The organism is Klebsiella sp. CN_Kp091, from assembly GCF_040065095.1.
GTDB classification, from domain to species: domain Bacteria; phylum Pseudomonadota; class Gammaproteobacteria; order Enterobacterales; family Enterobacteriaceae; genus Klebsiella; species Klebsiella aerogenes.
Map to the genome: position 1 here is coordinate 45,805 of NZ_JBEAIO010000004.1, position 14,984 is coordinate 60,788.

The 14,984-nt window shown below is 56.5% G+C and carries 14 protein-coding genes; 5 read left to right on the top strand and 9 right to left on the bottom strand.

What is annotated here, in order from left to right; genetic code table 11:
- Positions 1–28 precede the first annotated feature (28 nt).
- Positions 29–1,024 carry an HAD family hydrolase gene (locus ABLV17_RS03555; protein ID WP_348854086.1) on the top strand — a complete coding sequence of 332 codons (996 nt, stop codon included), beginning with the start codon at positions 29–31 and terminating at the stop codon, positions 1,022–1,024.
- Between the two features lie 114 nt (positions 1,025–1,138).
- Here the strand turns inward: ABLV17_RS03555 and ABLV17_RS03560 are convergent, their stop codons facing one another.
- From ABLV17_RS03560 to ABLV17_RS03595, 8 genes are all read right to left on the bottom strand, one after another.
- A complete protein-coding gene (locus ABLV17_RS03560) occupies positions 1,139–2,137 on the bottom strand; it encodes an oxygen tolerance domain protein (RefSeq protein ID WP_308957754.1) in 999 nt (332 codons plus the stop codon).
- Entirely contained in the window at positions 2,134–3,657 is a 1,524-nt protein-coding gene (locus tag ABLV17_RS03565) for a VWA domain-containing protein (RefSeq protein WP_308957753.1), read from the bottom strand. Before ABLV17_RS03565 ends, ABLV17_RS03560 begins: the two co-directional genes overlap by 4 nt.
- Positions 3,654–4,631, bottom strand: a complete 978-nt coding sequence (locus ABLV17_RS03570) for a VWA domain-containing protein (protein WP_308957752.1) — start codon at positions 4,629–4,631, stop codon at positions 3,654–3,656. The genes ABLV17_RS03565 and ABLV17_RS03570 overlap by 4 nt, the downstream gene beginning before the upstream one ends.
- The gene (locus tag ABLV17_RS03575) at positions 4,624–5,064 is read right to left on the bottom strand and encodes a DUF4381 family protein (RefSeq protein WP_308957751.1); all 441 of its coding nucleotides are present in this window, start codon (positions 5,062–5,064) and stop codon (positions 4,624–4,626) included. Before ABLV17_RS03575 ends, ABLV17_RS03570 begins: the two co-directional genes overlap by 8 nt.
- Positions 5,065–5,967 (bottom strand): DUF58 domain-containing protein, encoded by a 903-nt coding sequence (locus tag ABLV17_RS03580; protein WP_308957750.1) that lies wholly within the window; start codon positions 5,965–5,967, stop codon positions 5,065–5,067.
- On the bottom strand, positions 5,967–6,965 hold the full coding sequence (locus tag ABLV17_RS03585) for a MoxR family ATPase (protein WP_308957749.1): 999 nt from the start codon (positions 6,963–6,965) through the stop codon (positions 5,967–5,969). Before ABLV17_RS03585 ends, ABLV17_RS03580 begins: the two co-directional genes overlap by 1 nt.
- Positions 6,962–8,257 carry an anaerobic sulfatase maturase gene (locus ABLV17_RS03590; protein WP_308957748.1) on the bottom strand — a complete coding sequence of 432 codons (1,296 nt, stop codon included), beginning with the start codon at positions 8,255–8,257 and terminating at the stop codon, positions 6,962–6,964. Before ABLV17_RS03590 ends, ABLV17_RS03585 begins: the two co-directional genes overlap by 4 nt.
- An 82-nt stretch (positions 8,258–8,339) precedes the next feature.
- A complete protein-coding gene (locus ABLV17_RS03595) occupies positions 8,340–9,908 on the bottom strand; it encodes an arylsulfatase (RefSeq protein WP_087859857.1) in 1,569 nt (522 codons plus the stop codon).
- A gap of 318 nt (positions 9,909–10,226) precedes the next feature.
- Between ABLV17_RS03595 and ABLV17_RS03600 the strand changes: the two genes are divergently transcribed.
- From ABLV17_RS03600 to ABLV17_RS03615, 4 genes are all read left to right on the top strand, one after another.
- Positions 10,227–10,919, top strand: coding sequence for a helix-turn-helix domain-containing protein (locus tag ABLV17_RS03600; protein ID WP_308957747.1), 693 nt, complete (start codon positions 10,227–10,229; stop codon positions 10,917–10,919).
- 333 nt (positions 10,920–11,252) lie between these two features.
- Positions 11,253–11,621 carry a hypothetical protein gene (locus ABLV17_RS03605; RefSeq protein WP_308957746.1) on the top strand — a complete coding sequence of 123 codons (369 nt, stop codon included), beginning with the start codon at positions 11,253–11,255 and terminating at the stop codon, positions 11,619–11,621.
- 229 nt (positions 11,622–11,850) lie between these two features.
- Positions 11,851–12,147, top strand: coding sequence for a hypothetical protein (locus ABLV17_RS03610; RefSeq protein WP_087859854.1), 297 nt, complete (start codon positions 11,851–11,853; stop codon positions 12,145–12,147).
- Positions 12,148–12,534: 387 nt separating this feature from the next.
- Complete coding sequence (locus tag ABLV17_RS03615; RefSeq protein WP_113373090.1) at positions 12,535–13,575, top strand: LacI family DNA-binding transcriptional regulator; 1,041 nt, start codon at positions 12,535–12,537, stop codon at positions 13,573–13,575.
- A 26-nt stretch (positions 13,576–13,601) separates the two neighbouring features.
- Here the strand turns inward: ABLV17_RS03615 and ABLV17_RS03620 are convergent, their stop codons facing one another.
- Entirely contained in the window at positions 13,602–14,948 is a 1,347-nt protein-coding gene (locus tag ABLV17_RS03620; protein ID WP_113373089.1) for an MFS transporter, read from the bottom strand.
- Positions 14,949–14,984: the final 36 nt, after the last annotated feature.

The window sequence follows — 14,984 nt, forward strand, 5'->3', positions numbered from 1 at the left end:
TTTGGCGGTGGAATAAGAAGGAAAAACAATGAAAAAAACAGTACTGCTCAGCATGCTGCTATTGAGCTTCACCAGCGCGGCAGCCACCGATATGCTGCCGGCATGGAAAGATACCCCTGCTAAACAGGCGATTGAGCAATGGGTGCAGGGGGCGACGCGTGAAGGCGGGGCGGACTTTATTCCGCTGGATAAGCGCTATGTGGTTTTCGATAACGACGGCACCCTGTGGCCGGAAGCGCCGCTGACTTTCCAACTACAGTTCGCGGTGGATGAAGTGAAAAGACTGGCGCCGGAACATCCGGAGTGGCAAAAAGATCCGCTGGTGGCGGCGGTACTGAACAATGATTTGAAAACGGTAGCGGCGGGCGGTGAAAAAGGGCTACTCAAGCTGCTGGCGTTAACCCATAGCGGCATGACCACCGAAGAGTTTAGTCAGCGAGTCAGCGCATGGTTTGACAGCCATCAGGATAAACGTACCGGCTGTCGCTACGACCAGTTGGGATATCAGCCGATGCGCCAGTTGCTGGACTATCTGCGCGCCAATGGTTTTAAAACGTGGATCGTTTCCGGCGGCGGAATTGACTTCATGCGCGTAGTGTCGGCGAAAATGTACGGTATTCCGCCGGAGCAGGTTATCGGTTCGTTCGCGCTCAGCGAGTTTAGTCTGACGGAGAATGGCACCCAGCTTCGCAAAACGATGAAAGGCGCATTTAATGATGACGCCGCGGCCAAGCCGGTGGCGATCCACCTGTTTATGGGGCAGCGCCCGGTTGCGGCTTTCGGCAACAGCGATGGCGATCTGGCGATGCTGCAGTACACCGCCGCCAACCCAAACTATAAAACCTTCGAGCTGCTGGTACACCATACCGATGCGGCGCGGGAGTATGCCTACGACAGCCATCCTTCCGCCAGCGGCAAGCTGGTGAAAGGATTGGCCGAGGCGAAACAGAAGGGCTGGACGGTTGTCGATATGCAGCAGGACTGGAAGACGGTATACGACCCGGCGCAGTGTAAGGCGAAATAAAAAACGCCGGAGGGCAGTCTGGTAGCCCGGATAAGGCGCAACGCGCCGCCTCCGGGAAAATCCCTGGTGGCGATGGGCCGCCCTCTGTGCGCTCCCGGCGCCACGGATAATTGCCTAAGGGGCCAGCGGCGGCAACGGCTGCGGCTGCCAGAAACGCCGCCAGCGCCGATTGATGCCGAGAAGCGTTCGATAAAACCAGCGGCGGCCAAACCATCCCCCACCGGCCGCCGCGGCAGCAATCATTATCCACATCAGGCTCTGCCAGGAGACCATTCCCGTGGTACCGCGCAGCGCTTGCTCCGCGCCGCCTTGTCGCGCCGCGGCGACGTTCAACGTTTCTCCCGTCAGCTTCGCCGTTCGCCATTGATGATTAATGGTATCCCACCAGCGCAAGCTAATCGGCGGTAGCGTCAGTGTGCCGCTATGGCTGGGCAAATAGCGCAGTCGCTCCACCCGGTGGGCGCCGATAACATCGCCGCGCTCGCTTTTTAATGGTTCACTGACCGGCGCCAGACGCTGGCTCTCGCTACCGCTAATGGCGTACAGCAGCGGTGGAATTTGCCCCGGCAGCGCATCCCGCGCCTCGACGGTCACGATACGGTCAACGGCATCGCCGACCCGCAGCGTGGCGTCTTTCCCCGCGTGGTACTGTTGAATTTGCTGGCTGAGCGTCAGCTGGCTGGCCGGTAAAAAATGGTCCGCCTGAGTGGTATTGGCAGGCCAGTGTACCGGGCGTTCCAGCGCCGGAAGATGCACCGTGACCGGCGCCTGATTGGCGGATGACGCGGTAATGTCGATTGCCGGCAGGCGTAGCACGCCTTGCTGCCAGGCGCTGACCTGACGTTCAAGGCGAATGCCGCTCCAGACGATCCCGTTCTTTTTGCGCGTCACCAGCTGTGAAGGCAACGCAGTATTCAGGAGTTCGCCGTTTTTGACGGCAAACTCGGGCCACTGCGGCGGCGGGTTAAACCAGCTATCGGTCCACCAGGTGATCGCCACCCGAACCGGCTGGCCGGGGACGATCTGCGTCGGCGCTTCCAGTTCACGGGTGATGTCCATCGCCGCATGCGCGGGAAGCGCGGCAACCAGCAGAAAAAGTAGCGCTTTGTTCATGGCGTGGTATCTCCTGAGCCGTTGCGATACAGGCTTTTCAGTAGCCCGGTAGGCGAAACCTCCAGTGCATCAAACCATTGATTAACCTGCGGACTCTCCCCGGCGATAGCGCCGATTTGCTGCTGATTGATGCCCTGATTTTTCTGCAGATCGTGGACCAGCTTATCCGGGCCATCGTCCATCGCATCGCCCTGCGCCTGTTGGCGCTCTCGCTCCTGCTGACGAATGCGCATTACGATCTGCGAGATTTTGTCGCGATTTTGCAGCGCCATGGGCCAGTCAGGGTGTAGGTAAAGGGCGCGATCGTAGCTGTCGAGCGCCTGTTGCCACTGCTTTTGCTGAGCATAGCTGTTACCCAGCCACAGCAAGGTTTCCGCGCTTGGCGGCGCGGCGCGAAACGCGCTGGCGGCGGCAGGATAGTCGCCGGCCCGATACCAGGCGATACCTTGCCATAACGGATCGCGATAGTGCCCGGCGGCAGCGGCGTAGTCGCCGCGGTTAAAGGCGTGCTGTCCCAGGATATCCGGGCGAACCCAGGCATCGAGCCAGGCGGCATCGCTGTGCGGCGACCACAGCAGCGCGGGAAATAGAAGCGCTACCATCAGTAACTGGCGTCGCCAGAACAGCAGCAGGAACAGCATCGGCGCGATCAGCAGGTAGCCGCTGTTTTTCCAGTGCAGATCCTGGCGGGCATTATTTTGCTGAGTCACCGATTGTTGAATGTGGCTGGCGATGATCGGCAGATCGTCGCCATCATCGCTGGCCAGCGTCACCGGGATCCCGGCGTCGCGCAGCTGACGGAAACGATTGACGTTTAGTCGGGTATCGATGCCGAGGCTGGCGTACTTATCCGGCAGCGTGCCGCCCGCGGCGGTGCCGGGGACCCAAATTTGCAGCGGTAGATGTTGCCCTTTCAGCCAGGTGATATCGGCAGGCGACAGGGTATCGGCAACGAGGATTAGGCTACGCGGGCTGTCTTTGGCTGTAGGCAGATTTTTTAACGCCAGTGCGACGGCCTGCGGCAGGGCGGAACCGCTACCTTCCGGCAGCAAAGAGGGCGACTGGGCGTTGAGAAACAGCTGATAAAACTGCGGATCCTGCGTCAGTGGCGTCGTGAGAAAGGCCTGGCTACTGTAAACCACCAGACCATAATGTGAACCGGGCTGCCGTTGCATCAGCGCGGCGATTTTATGCTGCATGCGCTGATGGCGCGAGGGGGGAAGATCCTGGGCATACATCGCCAGATCCTGCTGCAGTATTACCATCACGTTGCTTTGCGGGGTGAGCGCCGCCGGTAGTTCACGCTGCCAGCTCGGGCCCGCCAATGCCACGACGCCGAGTGTGAGTAGCCACGGCAGCAGCCGGGTTAGCCTGCGACGGCGTTGAATAATCAACGCACGAAAGGGTTTATCCATTAGCGTGGACCAGGCGGAGGCGCCGTAGCCAGGAAGCCAGGCCACCAGCAGACACAGCAGCAGCGCGGTTAAGCGCCACGGATAGAGAAAGTGAAAATCGCTCATGCCATTTTCTCCCTGAGGACACGGCCGCAGGCGGCCAGCAGTAGCAATAGCAGCGCGACGGCGAGCGGCCACGGATAGAGCGCCTGATGCCAGGACCAGCCGAGGCTTTTGACCTGCGCCGGAGTGAGGGCGTCGATTTGTTGCCAGACGCTATCCAGCGCGCTGCCGGAATGCGCGGCGGTCCAGCTCTGGCCGCCGGTGGTTTTCGCGATGCGTTGCAGTAGCGGCAAATCGACTTTGTCTTCGCTGGTATCGCTGAGGTCGCCGAAGGCGATGGTATGTACCCGGACGTGGTGGTCGGCGGCAAGCTTTGCCGCCAGTTCAGGCGACAGCTGCGAAGCGGTATCATTGCCGTCGGTGAGTAAAATCGCCAGCTTGTCGGCCTGCTTATCGGGGCCATTATCCAGCACCTTAACCGCCACGCCCAGCGCATCGCCAATAGCCGTTTGCTGGCCAATCATGCCCGGCGCTAGCTGATTGATGCGCGTTTGCAGCACCTGTTTATCTTCGCTTATCGGGGCGAAGGGCCATGCTTTGCTGGCGAAGATGACCATGCCGATGCGGTCGGATTGGCGGGCGGCGATAAACTTGCGCACCGATTGCTGTACCGCCTGCAGGCGCGTATTACCGCCCTGGACGTCATTTTTCGCCATTGACCCGGAGACATCGAGGATCAGCACGATGTCGCGCATCGGCCTGGTAATATATTGTGGCGGCGTCAGGTATTCCGGCCGCGCCAGCGCGCAAACCAGCAGCGACCAGATAAGCCAGAACAGCACGGCGCTGGCCCCATTTCCGCGTTTTGGCCGGGTATCGAGCTGTAGCGCGTCAATGAGCGAGGGTAAAAACGGTACCCGCACGCGCTCGTCGGTGGTTTTTGCCGGTAGCGGGAGAAAACGAGTGAGCAGCGGCAGCGCCAGCAGTAGCGCGGCCCAGGGCCAGGCGAAATCAATGTGGGCGAGCCATTCAGACATGTGGAAGCTCCTTTAGCCACTGCGCCAACTGAGCGCGAAGCCGCGCCGTCTTCTGGTCGTTCAGGGCGTTGTCGGCCCGGCAGTAGCGGGCGATGAGCTGGTCGCGCAGGTCAGCATCCAGCGTCAACGACGCCAGCACGGCTTCCGGTGCCAGCGTTTGGCTAACCATCTGGCGCGGCTGGTGGACCATCTGCACGCGTTTAATCAGCTGCATCCAGCTATCGACGGTATGCGGATGATTGAGCGCCAGCAGCGCTTCTCGTCGCCAGCGGTTGCGCCGCCAGCGGGCGTAGCGGATAAGCAGGAACAGCCCCGCCAGGCCTACGGCAATCGCGAGCAGAATCAGCCAGCCGATTGGTAGCGGAAACCAGCTGGGGGCGGGGGGCAGCGCGGGCGTTAGTAGCTCCGGCACCGCATAGCCTTTCTCAAACATTTAAAGCCCTTTTTGTAACTGGCGCAGCAGGTCCTGAGTTACCGTCAGATGATTAACCCGAATACCCAACTGGTTGAGTTGCTGCTGCTGACGCGCCAGCCGACCGATGATGTGTTGACGAATATCGGTGCTGAGCGCGGAGGTGAGGGTGACGCTGGCGCTGCGCCCGCCGTAGCAGGCGGCCAGCGTGCCGGAGCGCGGCAGGCGAAGATGTAAGTCGTCGAACAGCACAAATGCGCTGACCTCGCAGCGACGGCGCAGATGCGCCAGCATGGCCTGAGCTGGGGCGTCGAGATCGTGAAAATCGCTGAGGATAGCGACCCAGGCGCCGCGCGGAATCGTGCTGACCGCGCGCTGTAGCGCCTGCGAAAGCGTCTGCGTACGCTCCGGCTCGAGAGGATATTGCTGCGCCAGCAACTGGTTGTAATGCGTCAGATCGTCCAGCAGCGCGGGTAGAGAGCTACGCGGGGCGCGGCACGGGTGTAGCGCCAACGTGATATCGTTAAATACCAGGCTGCCGAGGCGATCGCCATCGTGATGGCTACGCCAGGCCAGCAGCGCGGCGGTTTTGGCCGCGGCGCTGGCTTTAGTTTGCCCGCGGGTGGCGAAATGCATATCTAATCGCTGGTCGACCAGCAAAAAGACCGGGCGTTCACGCTCTTCATTGTACTGGCGCACCCACGGCGTACGTAGACGGGCGGTCGTCTGCCAGTCGATCATGCGTATGTCGTCGCCGGGTTGATAACGACGCAGGCTGTCGAAGTTGAGCCCACGCCCCTGCTGGCGGGAGGCGCGTTCGCCGGACAACGCCCCCGGCGGGATCTGTCCCGGTGGGTTAACCATCAACCGCGCCTGCGGCGCGAGGTCGAGCAGCATCTGGCGATTCACGCAGAGGTCGCTCATCAGATCACCACGGCGTTGAGCAGCATGGTAATCACATCGTCGGCGCTGCAACCATCGGCGCTGGCCTGATAGCTTAGCATCAAGCGGTGGCGCATCACCGCCGGCGCGATAAAGCGCACGTCTTCCGGGCGAACCGCGTCACGTCCCGCGAGCCAGGCCTGCGCGCGGGCGCAGCGCTCCAGCGCTAAGGTGCCGCGCGGGCTCAGGCCGTAAGCCAGATAACTGGCTAATTGTTCGCTGATGTGCTGCGGCTGGCGGCTGGCGTTGACCAGTTCGACTATCCAGGTTTCGATAATCGGCGCGACGTGGATGGCGCTTATCTCCTGCCAGCAGGAGGCGATCTCCTGTTGGCTGAATAGCAGCGATTCCACTTCTGGCGCGGGGGCGGTTTTTGCCGCTACGCCATATTTCGCCTGTTGCTCGGCGCGAACCAGCTGCATCACCTGCTGCTCATGCTCTTTCGATGGATAGTCGACCTGTACCTTCATCAGAAAGCGGTCGAGCTGGGCTTCCGGTAGCGGCCAGGTTCCTTCCTGGTCGACGGGGTTCTGCGTCGCCAGCACCATAAACACGCCCGGCAGCGGCCAGCTTTTGCCCGCCACGGTGACGTGGCGCTCTTCCATCGCCTCCAGCAGCGCCGACTGCACGCGGGCCGAGGCGCGGTTGATTTCGTCCGCCAGAATCACGTTGCCGAATACCGGCCCCGGGCGAAAACGAAACTGCTCCTCTTCGCGGCTGGCATTTTGCTGATAAATCTCGCTGCCGGTGATATCCGAGGGCAGCAGATCCGGAGTGAACTGGATACGGCGAAACTCGCCGAGGATATGCCGCGCCAGCTCGCGGACGGCGCGGGTTTTCGCCAGCCCCGGCAGCCCTTCGAGCAGGATATGCCCATCGCAGAGCAGGGCGATGATCAGCATTCGCACGACGTTTTCCTGGCCGAGCACCTGCGCATTCATGCGCTGCTCCAGCCGTAGCATTTTATCGCGAAGATTCATCGGCTAACTCCTTTAAAATCGCGTTTCACCAGCGTGACGATGCCCGCCAGAATCGGCTCGGCATAGTTGAAAAAGGCCTTAATGCCCGGGCAGAGATAGTTCAAGCCGGCTTCGCCGTCGGTGGTGAGCACCAGACGGTTTTTCGGGCATTCGCCGTGGCAAAGCTTCAGGTAAGGGCACTGCTTGCACTGCTGGGGCAGCGTGTCGCATTTACCCATACCGAAAGCCTGCTGACGTTCGGAGAAAGCCATTCGCGCCAGGCTGTTATCGGCGATATTGCCGATTTGATACTCCGGATAGACGTAGTGGTCGCAGGAGAAAACGTCGCCGTTTTTCTCGACCGCGAGCCCTTTGCCGCAAAACTCCGCGGTGGTGCAAATTTGCGCCGGCAGACCCATCATCTGGGCGACGGCAGTTTCGAATAGATTGACCTGGACGCGGCCAAGGTCGTTGTTCACCCACTCTTCGAAGGTTGCTATCAAAAAGCGTCCCCAATCGTCCGGGTCGACCGACCAGTCGGTGACGATAGCGTCTAAATCGCCGGGGCGCGCGCGGCGGCTGCCGACGGTGGGGATACTGTCATCACGCCAGAAATGAGGCGCGGTCTGGGTAAAGTCCACCGGTTCGACGCAGGGGTTAAACTGCACGTAGGTCGCCCCCAGTTCGCGGGTAACAAAGCGGTAAACCTCTAACGGGAAGCGGGCGTTGGTGCGGTTGACGGTGACCAGCGCATTGAATGGAACGCCATGGCGTTTCAGGGCGTCGACGCCGGCCATCACTTTATCAAATGTCGGTTTGCCGCTGCGGGTGATGCGATAACGGTCGTGCAACTCTCGCGGGCCGTCAATCGACAGGCCGACAAGGAAATGATTCGCTTTGAGGAATTCAGCCCAGGCATCGTTAATCAGAATACCGTTGGTCTGCAGATCGTTTTCGATCCGCTGGCCGGGCTTTTTATATTGCTGCTGGAATTTCACTATTTTATGGAAAAACTCCAGCCCCATCAGGGTCGGTTCGCCGCCCTGCCAGGAGAAGACCACCTGTTCGCCATCCTGTCCGTCGATGTACTGGCGGATAAAGTTTTCCAGCGTTTCATCGCTCATGTAGCGGCGTTTTTCCTGCTGGAGTAAGTGTTCTTTGTGCAGGTAAAAGCAGTAGCTACAATCGAGATTACAGGCGGAGCCGGTGGGTTTCGCCATCACATGAAAGCGACGTTGGTAGGCGGGGCCGTTACCCGCGTACTTTTCTGCCGAAGGTAATGCGTTAACAGGCACGGTAGTGCTGTGTTTCATAAATAACTCCCGGGTTAGTCAGGTCGAGGGTAAAGCGAGGAGAAAAACAGGGCGGCGGACCGCCCTGGAGTTGATAACAGGGTTATTTGTGCGCGCCCTGGTCAAGCATCGCGCTGACATCGGAGACGGTGAAGGAGCCCGGCTTCTGACGCGGCGGGAATTCTTTAAACGTCGCCAGCATTTCTTTTGCCGACTTCTGCGCGCCGCCCATCAGGAACATGCGATCGTAGAACCATGATTGGTAGCCCATCCCCTGGTCGCCTTTCTCCAGTGGATCGACGGCAAGGTCAAAGATCATCGGCGCACGCAGTTTGGTGAACGGATAGCGCCACAGATCGAGACCGGTGTGTTCCTGGATCATAAAGTGGATCTTCCAGCGGCCCTGACGCATCGCCAGCAGATCGCCGTCATCGCTCCAGTAGAAGAATTCATTACGCTGGTCTTTTCCTTTACCCTGCAGGAAGTCGAGCTGGTTATAGCCATCAAGGTGAACCTTGTAGGTGATGGACGGCGTTTTATACCCTTTCAGCATTTCCTGTTTGATGTTGCTGTCGCCGGCGGCGGCAACCAGCGTCGGGAACCAGTCATAGCTGGCGAACATATCGTTCACCACGGTGCCCGGTTTGATGTGGCCTGGCCACTTGATCATCGCCGGTACGCGGAAGCCGCCTTCCCAGCCGGTGTTTTTCTCACCGCGGAACGGAGTTTCGCCTGCGTCTGGCCAGGTGGCGGTCATCGGACCGTTGTCGGTGGTGTAGATAACGATAGTGTTATCTTCGATACCGAGGTCTTTAATCTTCTGTAGTACCTGGCCGACGATTTTATCGTGCTCAACCATGCCGTCGGCATAGGTTCCCAGCCCGGTGACGCCAACGCTGTCGTCTTTGAGGTGGGTTTTGTTGTGCATGCGGGTGGTGTTGAACCAGGTAAAGAATGGCTTACCGGCTTTCACCTGGCGCGCCATAAAGTCGTTGTTGGCGGCCAGAGTCTCTTCATCTACGGTGCCCATACGCTTCACGGTCAGCGGTCCGGTATCTTCGATCTTGCCGTCAGCGGTGCTCTTAATCACGCCGCGCGGGCCAAACTGTTTGCGGAAGTTGGGATCTTTCGGGTAATCCGGGTTTTCCGGCTCTTCTTCGGCATTCAGGTGATACAGGTTACCGAGGAATTCATCGAAACCGTGCGCGGTCGGCAGGAATTCATCGCGATCGCCAAGGTGGTTTTTACCGAACTGGCCGGTGGCGTAGCCCAGCTGCTTGAGGACGTTGGCGATGGTCGGATCTTCTTTCTGCAGACCCTGTGGTGCTCCCGGCATACCGACTTTACTCATCCCGGTGCGGAACGGCATCTGGCCGGTAATAAACGCGGAACGACCGGCGGTGGAACTCTGCTCGGCGTAGTAGGAGGTAAACTTCGCGCCCTGGGCGGCGATGCTGTCAATGTTTGGCGTCTGGTAGCCCATCAGACCCTGATTGTAGGTGCTCAGGTTCAGGTAGCCGATATCATCGCCAAAGATAACTACGATGTTAGGCTTTTTAGCATCCTGCTTCTGCGCTGTTGCGTCGGCTGCGTGAGCAACGGTCACCGCGCCGGAAGCTAATGTCAGCATACTGGCCAACATTGTTCTCTTAAAGGGAATATTTTTAAACATAGCTCGCTATCCTTTTATTTTTCCGGCTTTCTAAATGGTTTGGAAAAATAGATTGTTAACGAAGCGTCTAATTTATTTTTAAATTACAAGGGTGTTTATTATTAAAAATAAATTAGACGCTTCAGTGGGCGAAACCGGGTTAGGGTTCTCGTCGGTGTTGGTATTTTATTCAGGCATCCAGATTGATACGAGAGAGGAGTCTCTAAACGGACTGAAATAAATGGCGGGATGAACTAAAAATGCTATCTTTAATTGACAGGGTTAACTTTATCAGACTATTTTTGCATGCATTAAATAAATGCTAATTAATGAGGCAACATGAAAACGACTTATGCCGACGTTATTGATCAATATAACCATGTTGTCGCCAGCGACCTTGAGTTGATTCAACCTCTGATCTCGGCAAACCAGCCGCGAATCATCAAAGACAATGGCGTTTTCAGAATTGAGCCTGGCGAAGTCGTCATTGTAGTGGAAGGCATTATTGCGATAGAAGTGGAATACAACGTGGGCTTTGGCTCCGCGAGTAAACGCGGTGTCCTGAGTAAAACGCGAGATATGCTGCAGGTTGGCAAAGGGATACGCGGTATGATCTTGGGGATTATTGAAAACTATGGTCCGGCGCTATCGCTAAAATATACCGCAAAGAAAAATGTCAAAATAGTGACCTGCGATAAAGAAGCGTTTGAACACTATTTTATTCAACGCGAACGGTTTGCTTATCTGATGGAAATCATGGCATTTCAGCTATCGTTGATTATTGATGCACATCACGAAAAGAATTTACCTTCACGCTACGATACGATTAAATCGATGATCTACCGTTACAAAAAACAGCAGGATGAAGGAGTATTGCATGATAGAAGCCTGGCTAGCTTTATTCTGAAAAGAACCAAAATGTCGCGCAGCTACCTTTTTAAAATCCTTGCCGAGCTAAAGGAGGGAGGATATATCAAAATGGAAAACGGCGAACTGGTCGATATTGTGCACGATCTGCCGGAGAAATTTTAACCTTCTGTTGTTGCACGAACTTCATTTCAGGGTCGCAGAGACCGTCTAACAGATCCAGGGATTACTTTACTCTTCATTACGCTTGGACGCTGGGCGGGGAAAAGGTCTCGCCGAAGCCAGTTACCGTGCGGGATCTTGCCCGTCGTGTTTCTTTTACCGCGATGAGAATGGGGAGATAGTTGCCCTGCAATGGCATTTAGCGGGTTTGATTTTGTCTGTGTAAATCTCTAAAATGCAGTCAATTATTCTGTCATAAATTCATCCTGCTAGTGAAATAAACCATTGTTTTTTCGTTTTAAGGGATACGATTTTGCTGAGAAGGGAGGCTTCTTTGTGTTCAATGGTGCAGCGCGCTCTGACGTAAACAACTTCATTAATATAGAAAAGGGAAGGCGCGGTAGAAAGAGTCAGCCGTTTATCTCTTTCTCCAAAAATGGGGGGCATGTCAGGATCGCGGCTTTTATTGCTCGTCACGGAGAACATGTTGATATTCAAATAGATTATTCCAGCAGAACCATTCGGGTTAAGAAGGTTGAGCACAACGGCGTGCGTATTAACGTCGGCGGCGTTTTTACCCGTAAGGTACTGGTGAAGCAGTTTCTGTTTGGCGAGAAGAAGACTATCCGCGTCGATCTCACCCAACAGGACGATGGCTGGTTTTATGGCGACTTGCCGGTAGAGTTCACGGCCAATTGCGCATAAGACGTTATTGTGGAAATTAGCCATTATTCAGCTATGTTGATACGGAGATAGCGGATAATGGCTTTTTTATATCAATAAGATATAAATGCGAGTCATTATAGTTTCGTATTAAAAATTTATTTTTAAGTAAATAAGCACCATTAAACCCTATTAAATAATAGTTATTTCCAATGATATCTTTGCAATAATTAAGGGAAAATAGAGACTCAATAAAAGGAAGCGATAATTAATGGAACATTTACTCAGACACTGTGAACAGGTTGTGGTTGGCCCCTATAGCCGCGACGCCCGGGCGCTGGCGCATGAAGTGATCGATACCATCTCGGCGGGCGTTCCGCCGGAGCAGCTGATTCTCCCCTGGATGTCGGTTAAAGAGGGGCTGCCCGACGCCAATAGCGGTCGCTACGTGTGCGCTTATACACCCGCGAAATCTCAGGACCGCCGCTATCAGCTGGTCTCCGCTGCGATGTTCCGCACCGTTTGTCGGGATGCCACCCACTGGTTTTATATGTGGGAAGCGCTATAAGTGAAGGAGGCTGAATATAGAGCATCGGGTGTTTCGATAATCTTTAGGGCTGATAATATAAATATTATATTTATAAATATGATGGCAAACTTTTAAACAACAGAATAATCCACACCCTAATTGAATAAAAATATAATCATCGATATCAAAATCTTCATGCTGTTACAGGATTAGCGAGTGAGCGGTAGCAATGGCAGGATAGTGCGGCTGACGATCACAAATTCGCGATTCTGAATCGATGCCGGGTAAAAAATGGCTTATCGTGCCGTGGTGCGCTAAGTCGTTTGGGCAGCGTCAATGGCTACACTGAGTACTGCATATTATTCGCCAGTCGCGGCGATTTTCATTTTTACGCCGAGTAGCGCGCGGTGTCAGAAAGGATGAGAGATGAGTAAATCAGATAATCAGGCAGATCGCGATGCTGGATATCGCCGCGTGCGGCTGGAGGATATCGCTACCCGTTGTCGTACCTCGCTCAGTACCGTGTCGCGGGCGCTATCGGGCGAAAAAGGGGTTAGCAACGAACTGCGCACGCGTATTCAGGAAGTGGCGCGGGCCATGCGATATACGCCGGCTCAGGAGCTGGGCGGCGCGCGGATTGTGCTGGCTATTTCACAAGTGGCGATGCTGGATTACAACCGCTATCAGTTTAGCTGGTACGTCCTGCAAGGGTTAAAAGAGCGAGCGAAGGTGCTGGGCGTTGATCTCATTACTCATCAGCTCAGCGATAATGACAACGGCGCTCTGCAGGCGCTGCTGGAAGAAGCGGACGTAGGTGGCGTGCTGGCGCTGACGGTGGACGACAGCGGCTTTCTGAATACGGTGGCGAACCTGAAAAAACCGGCGGTATTGGTGAATACCGACGATCCATTAATGCGCTTGTCCAGCGTGCTGCCCTGTAACCGTTCGGCCACGCGCATGGCCTGTGAATATTTGCTCGAGCGCGGCCACCGCGACATTCTTTTTTTAACCCACCCAGGCAGGCGAACCATTGAACAGCGTGAAGATGGTTGGCGGGAAGCGATGCGCGCTCGCCAGCTGTTGTGCGACGATTCGCGGATCCTGACGGTTACCGACTGGCTGCCGGAGCTGGCGGAGCAGGCGGTGATCGCGCGTTTCCGTGATACTCCGCGCGAGTGTACGGCGATACTGTGCGCCAATGATTCGCTGGCGATCGGCGCGATCAACGGCGTGCGGGCCTTAGGACTGCGCGTGCCGGAAGATATCTCGGTGGTGGGTATGAATAACCTGCCGCAGGCGGAGTTTGCCACACCGCCGTTGACTACCGTTCACCTTCCGGTACACGAAATCGGCACGCTGGCGCTGGAGCTGCTGCAGGATATGATTGCGGGTAGTGTCGAAATTCCAAGGCGGGTTGAGCTGGCGTGCGCCATCGTCGAACGTCAATCGGTGGCGCGTATCGCCTGATACGCGCCACCGGCAAAGGGAACGGGTTAGTCGAATTTAGCCCGTTCCATCTTCGGCACTAACAGTAAATACATAATCGCCCATGCCAGCAGATAAGCCACAGAGCTGATGGCGAACAGCGCCCAATAGTTACCAGAGGCTTCAAGCACGGCGCCAATCACCGTTGAGAAGATCACGCTGCCGATCATCCCGAAGGTACTGCCAATCCCTACGACCGAACCGACGGCTGCGCTCGGGAACAGATCGGATACCGAGGTCAGAATATTGGCAGACCACCCCTGGTGCGCCGCCGCAGCTAACCCGACCAGCGCGACGGCGGCCCACAGATTTTCGACCTGGGTGGCGGCGAAAATCGGCAGGACCAGGCAGGCGCAGATCAGCATCGTGATTTTACGTGCGCTGGCGGTGCTAAAGCCTTTACTCATCAATTTGCCGGGTAACCAGCCTGCGCCGAGGCTGCCGACGATGGCGAAGAGATAAATAACGATCAGCGGTAGACCCAGGCCTTCCATGTTGATACCGCGGGATTCGTTGAGCCACTTCGGTAGCCAGAAGAGAAAGAACCACCAGATTGGGTCGGTCAACATTTTGCCTAATGCCACGGCCCACAGTTGGCGATAGCCCAGCAGATGTGTCCATTTAATGGCCGAAACGCTGACGGCTTCTTCTTTATCCTGAGCAATCCAGGCCTGCTCTTCGGCGCTGGCCTTCGCTTTCACCGGACCAAAGGCAATGAACCAGGGAATCAGCCACAGTAAGCCAATGGCGCCGAGAATTAAGAACGCGCCGTGCCAGCCATAATGCACTGCGATAAGGGGGATCAGCGCAGGTGAGATAACCACGCCGATATTGACCGCGACGCCAAGAATGCCGGTCGCCAGCGTGCGTTCCTTTTTAGGATGCCACTCGGCAATCACCTTCATCGCCGCCGGGAAGTTAGCGGATTCACCTAGCCCAAGCAGGACGCGAACCAGCGCGAATCCCGCTACCGACCCGACGACGGCATGCGCCATCGCCGCGACGCTCCAGACGACCATCGCCGCCGCATAGCTGATTTTGGTCCCCAATTTGTCGATAATTCGCCCACATACCAGCGTGCCGACGCCATACGCGACGGTAAATGCATTAACCAGCCAGCTATATTCCATTTGCGTCCAGCCGATATCTTTTTGCAGCATCGGCGCCAGCAAGCCGAGGATCTGGCGATCCATATAGTTGACCGTTGTGGCAAACACCAGCATGGAACAGATGACCCAGCGATAGTTGCTTTTCGGTTTAGCCATTTCGCGAGCGGGATTGTGCAGCGTATTCGGATTAACATCATCAGCGGCCTGCCCGGAGGGCACAGCCTGTTTGTCGATTTGCGTATCCATTATTATTTTCCTTGCCCGGTCTCTGCCGGGCGTTGG

Coding starts and splice junctions, on each gene's coding strand:
- ABLV17_RS03555 (WP_348854086.1), top strand. CDS start 29: ATGAAAAAAACAGTACTGCTCAGCATGCTGCTATTGAGCTTCACCAGC.
- ABLV17_RS03560 (WP_308957754.1), bottom strand. CDS start 2,137: ATGAACAAAGCGCTACTTTTTCTGCTGGTTGCCGCGCTTCCCGCGCAT.
- ABLV17_RS03585 (WP_308957749.1), bottom strand. CDS start 6,965: ATGAATCTTCGCGATAAAATGCTACGGCTGGAGCAGCGCATGAATGCG.
- ABLV17_RS03620 (WP_113373089.1), bottom strand. CDS start 14,948: ATGGATACGCAAATCGACAAACAGGCTGTGCCCTCCGGGCAGGCCGCT.
- ABLV17_RS03580 (WP_308957750.1), bottom strand. CDS start 5,967: ATGAGCGACCTCTGCGTGAATCGCCAGATGCTGCTCGACCTCGCGCCG.
- ABLV17_RS03600 (WP_308957747.1), top strand. CDS start 10,227: ATGAAAACGACTTATGCCGACGTTATTGATCAATATAACCATGTTGTC.
- ABLV17_RS03570 (WP_308957752.1), bottom strand. CDS start 4,631: ATGTCTGAATGGCTCGCCCACATTGATTTCGCCTGGCCCTGGGCCGCG.
- ABLV17_RS03565 (WP_308957753.1), bottom strand. CDS start 3,657: ATGAGCGATTTTCACTTTCTCTATCCGTGGCGCTTAACCGCGCTGCTG.
- ABLV17_RS03590 (WP_308957748.1), bottom strand. CDS start 8,257: ATGAAACACAGCACTACCGTGCCTGTTAACGCATTACCTTCGGCAGAA.
- ABLV17_RS03575 (WP_308957751.1), bottom strand. CDS start 5,064: ATGTTTGAGAAAGGCTATGCGGTGCCGGAGCTACTAACGCCCGCGCTG.
- ABLV17_RS03610 (WP_087859854.1), top strand. CDS start 11,851: ATGGAACATTTACTCAGACACTGTGAACAGGTTGTGGTTGGCCCCTAT.
- ABLV17_RS03595 (WP_087859857.1), bottom strand. CDS start 9,908: ATGTTTAAAAATATTCCCTTTAAGAGAACAATGTTGGCCAGTATGCTG.
- ABLV17_RS03615 (WP_113373090.1), top strand. CDS start 12,535: ATGAGTAAATCAGATAATCAGGCAGATCGCGATGCTGGATATCGCCGC.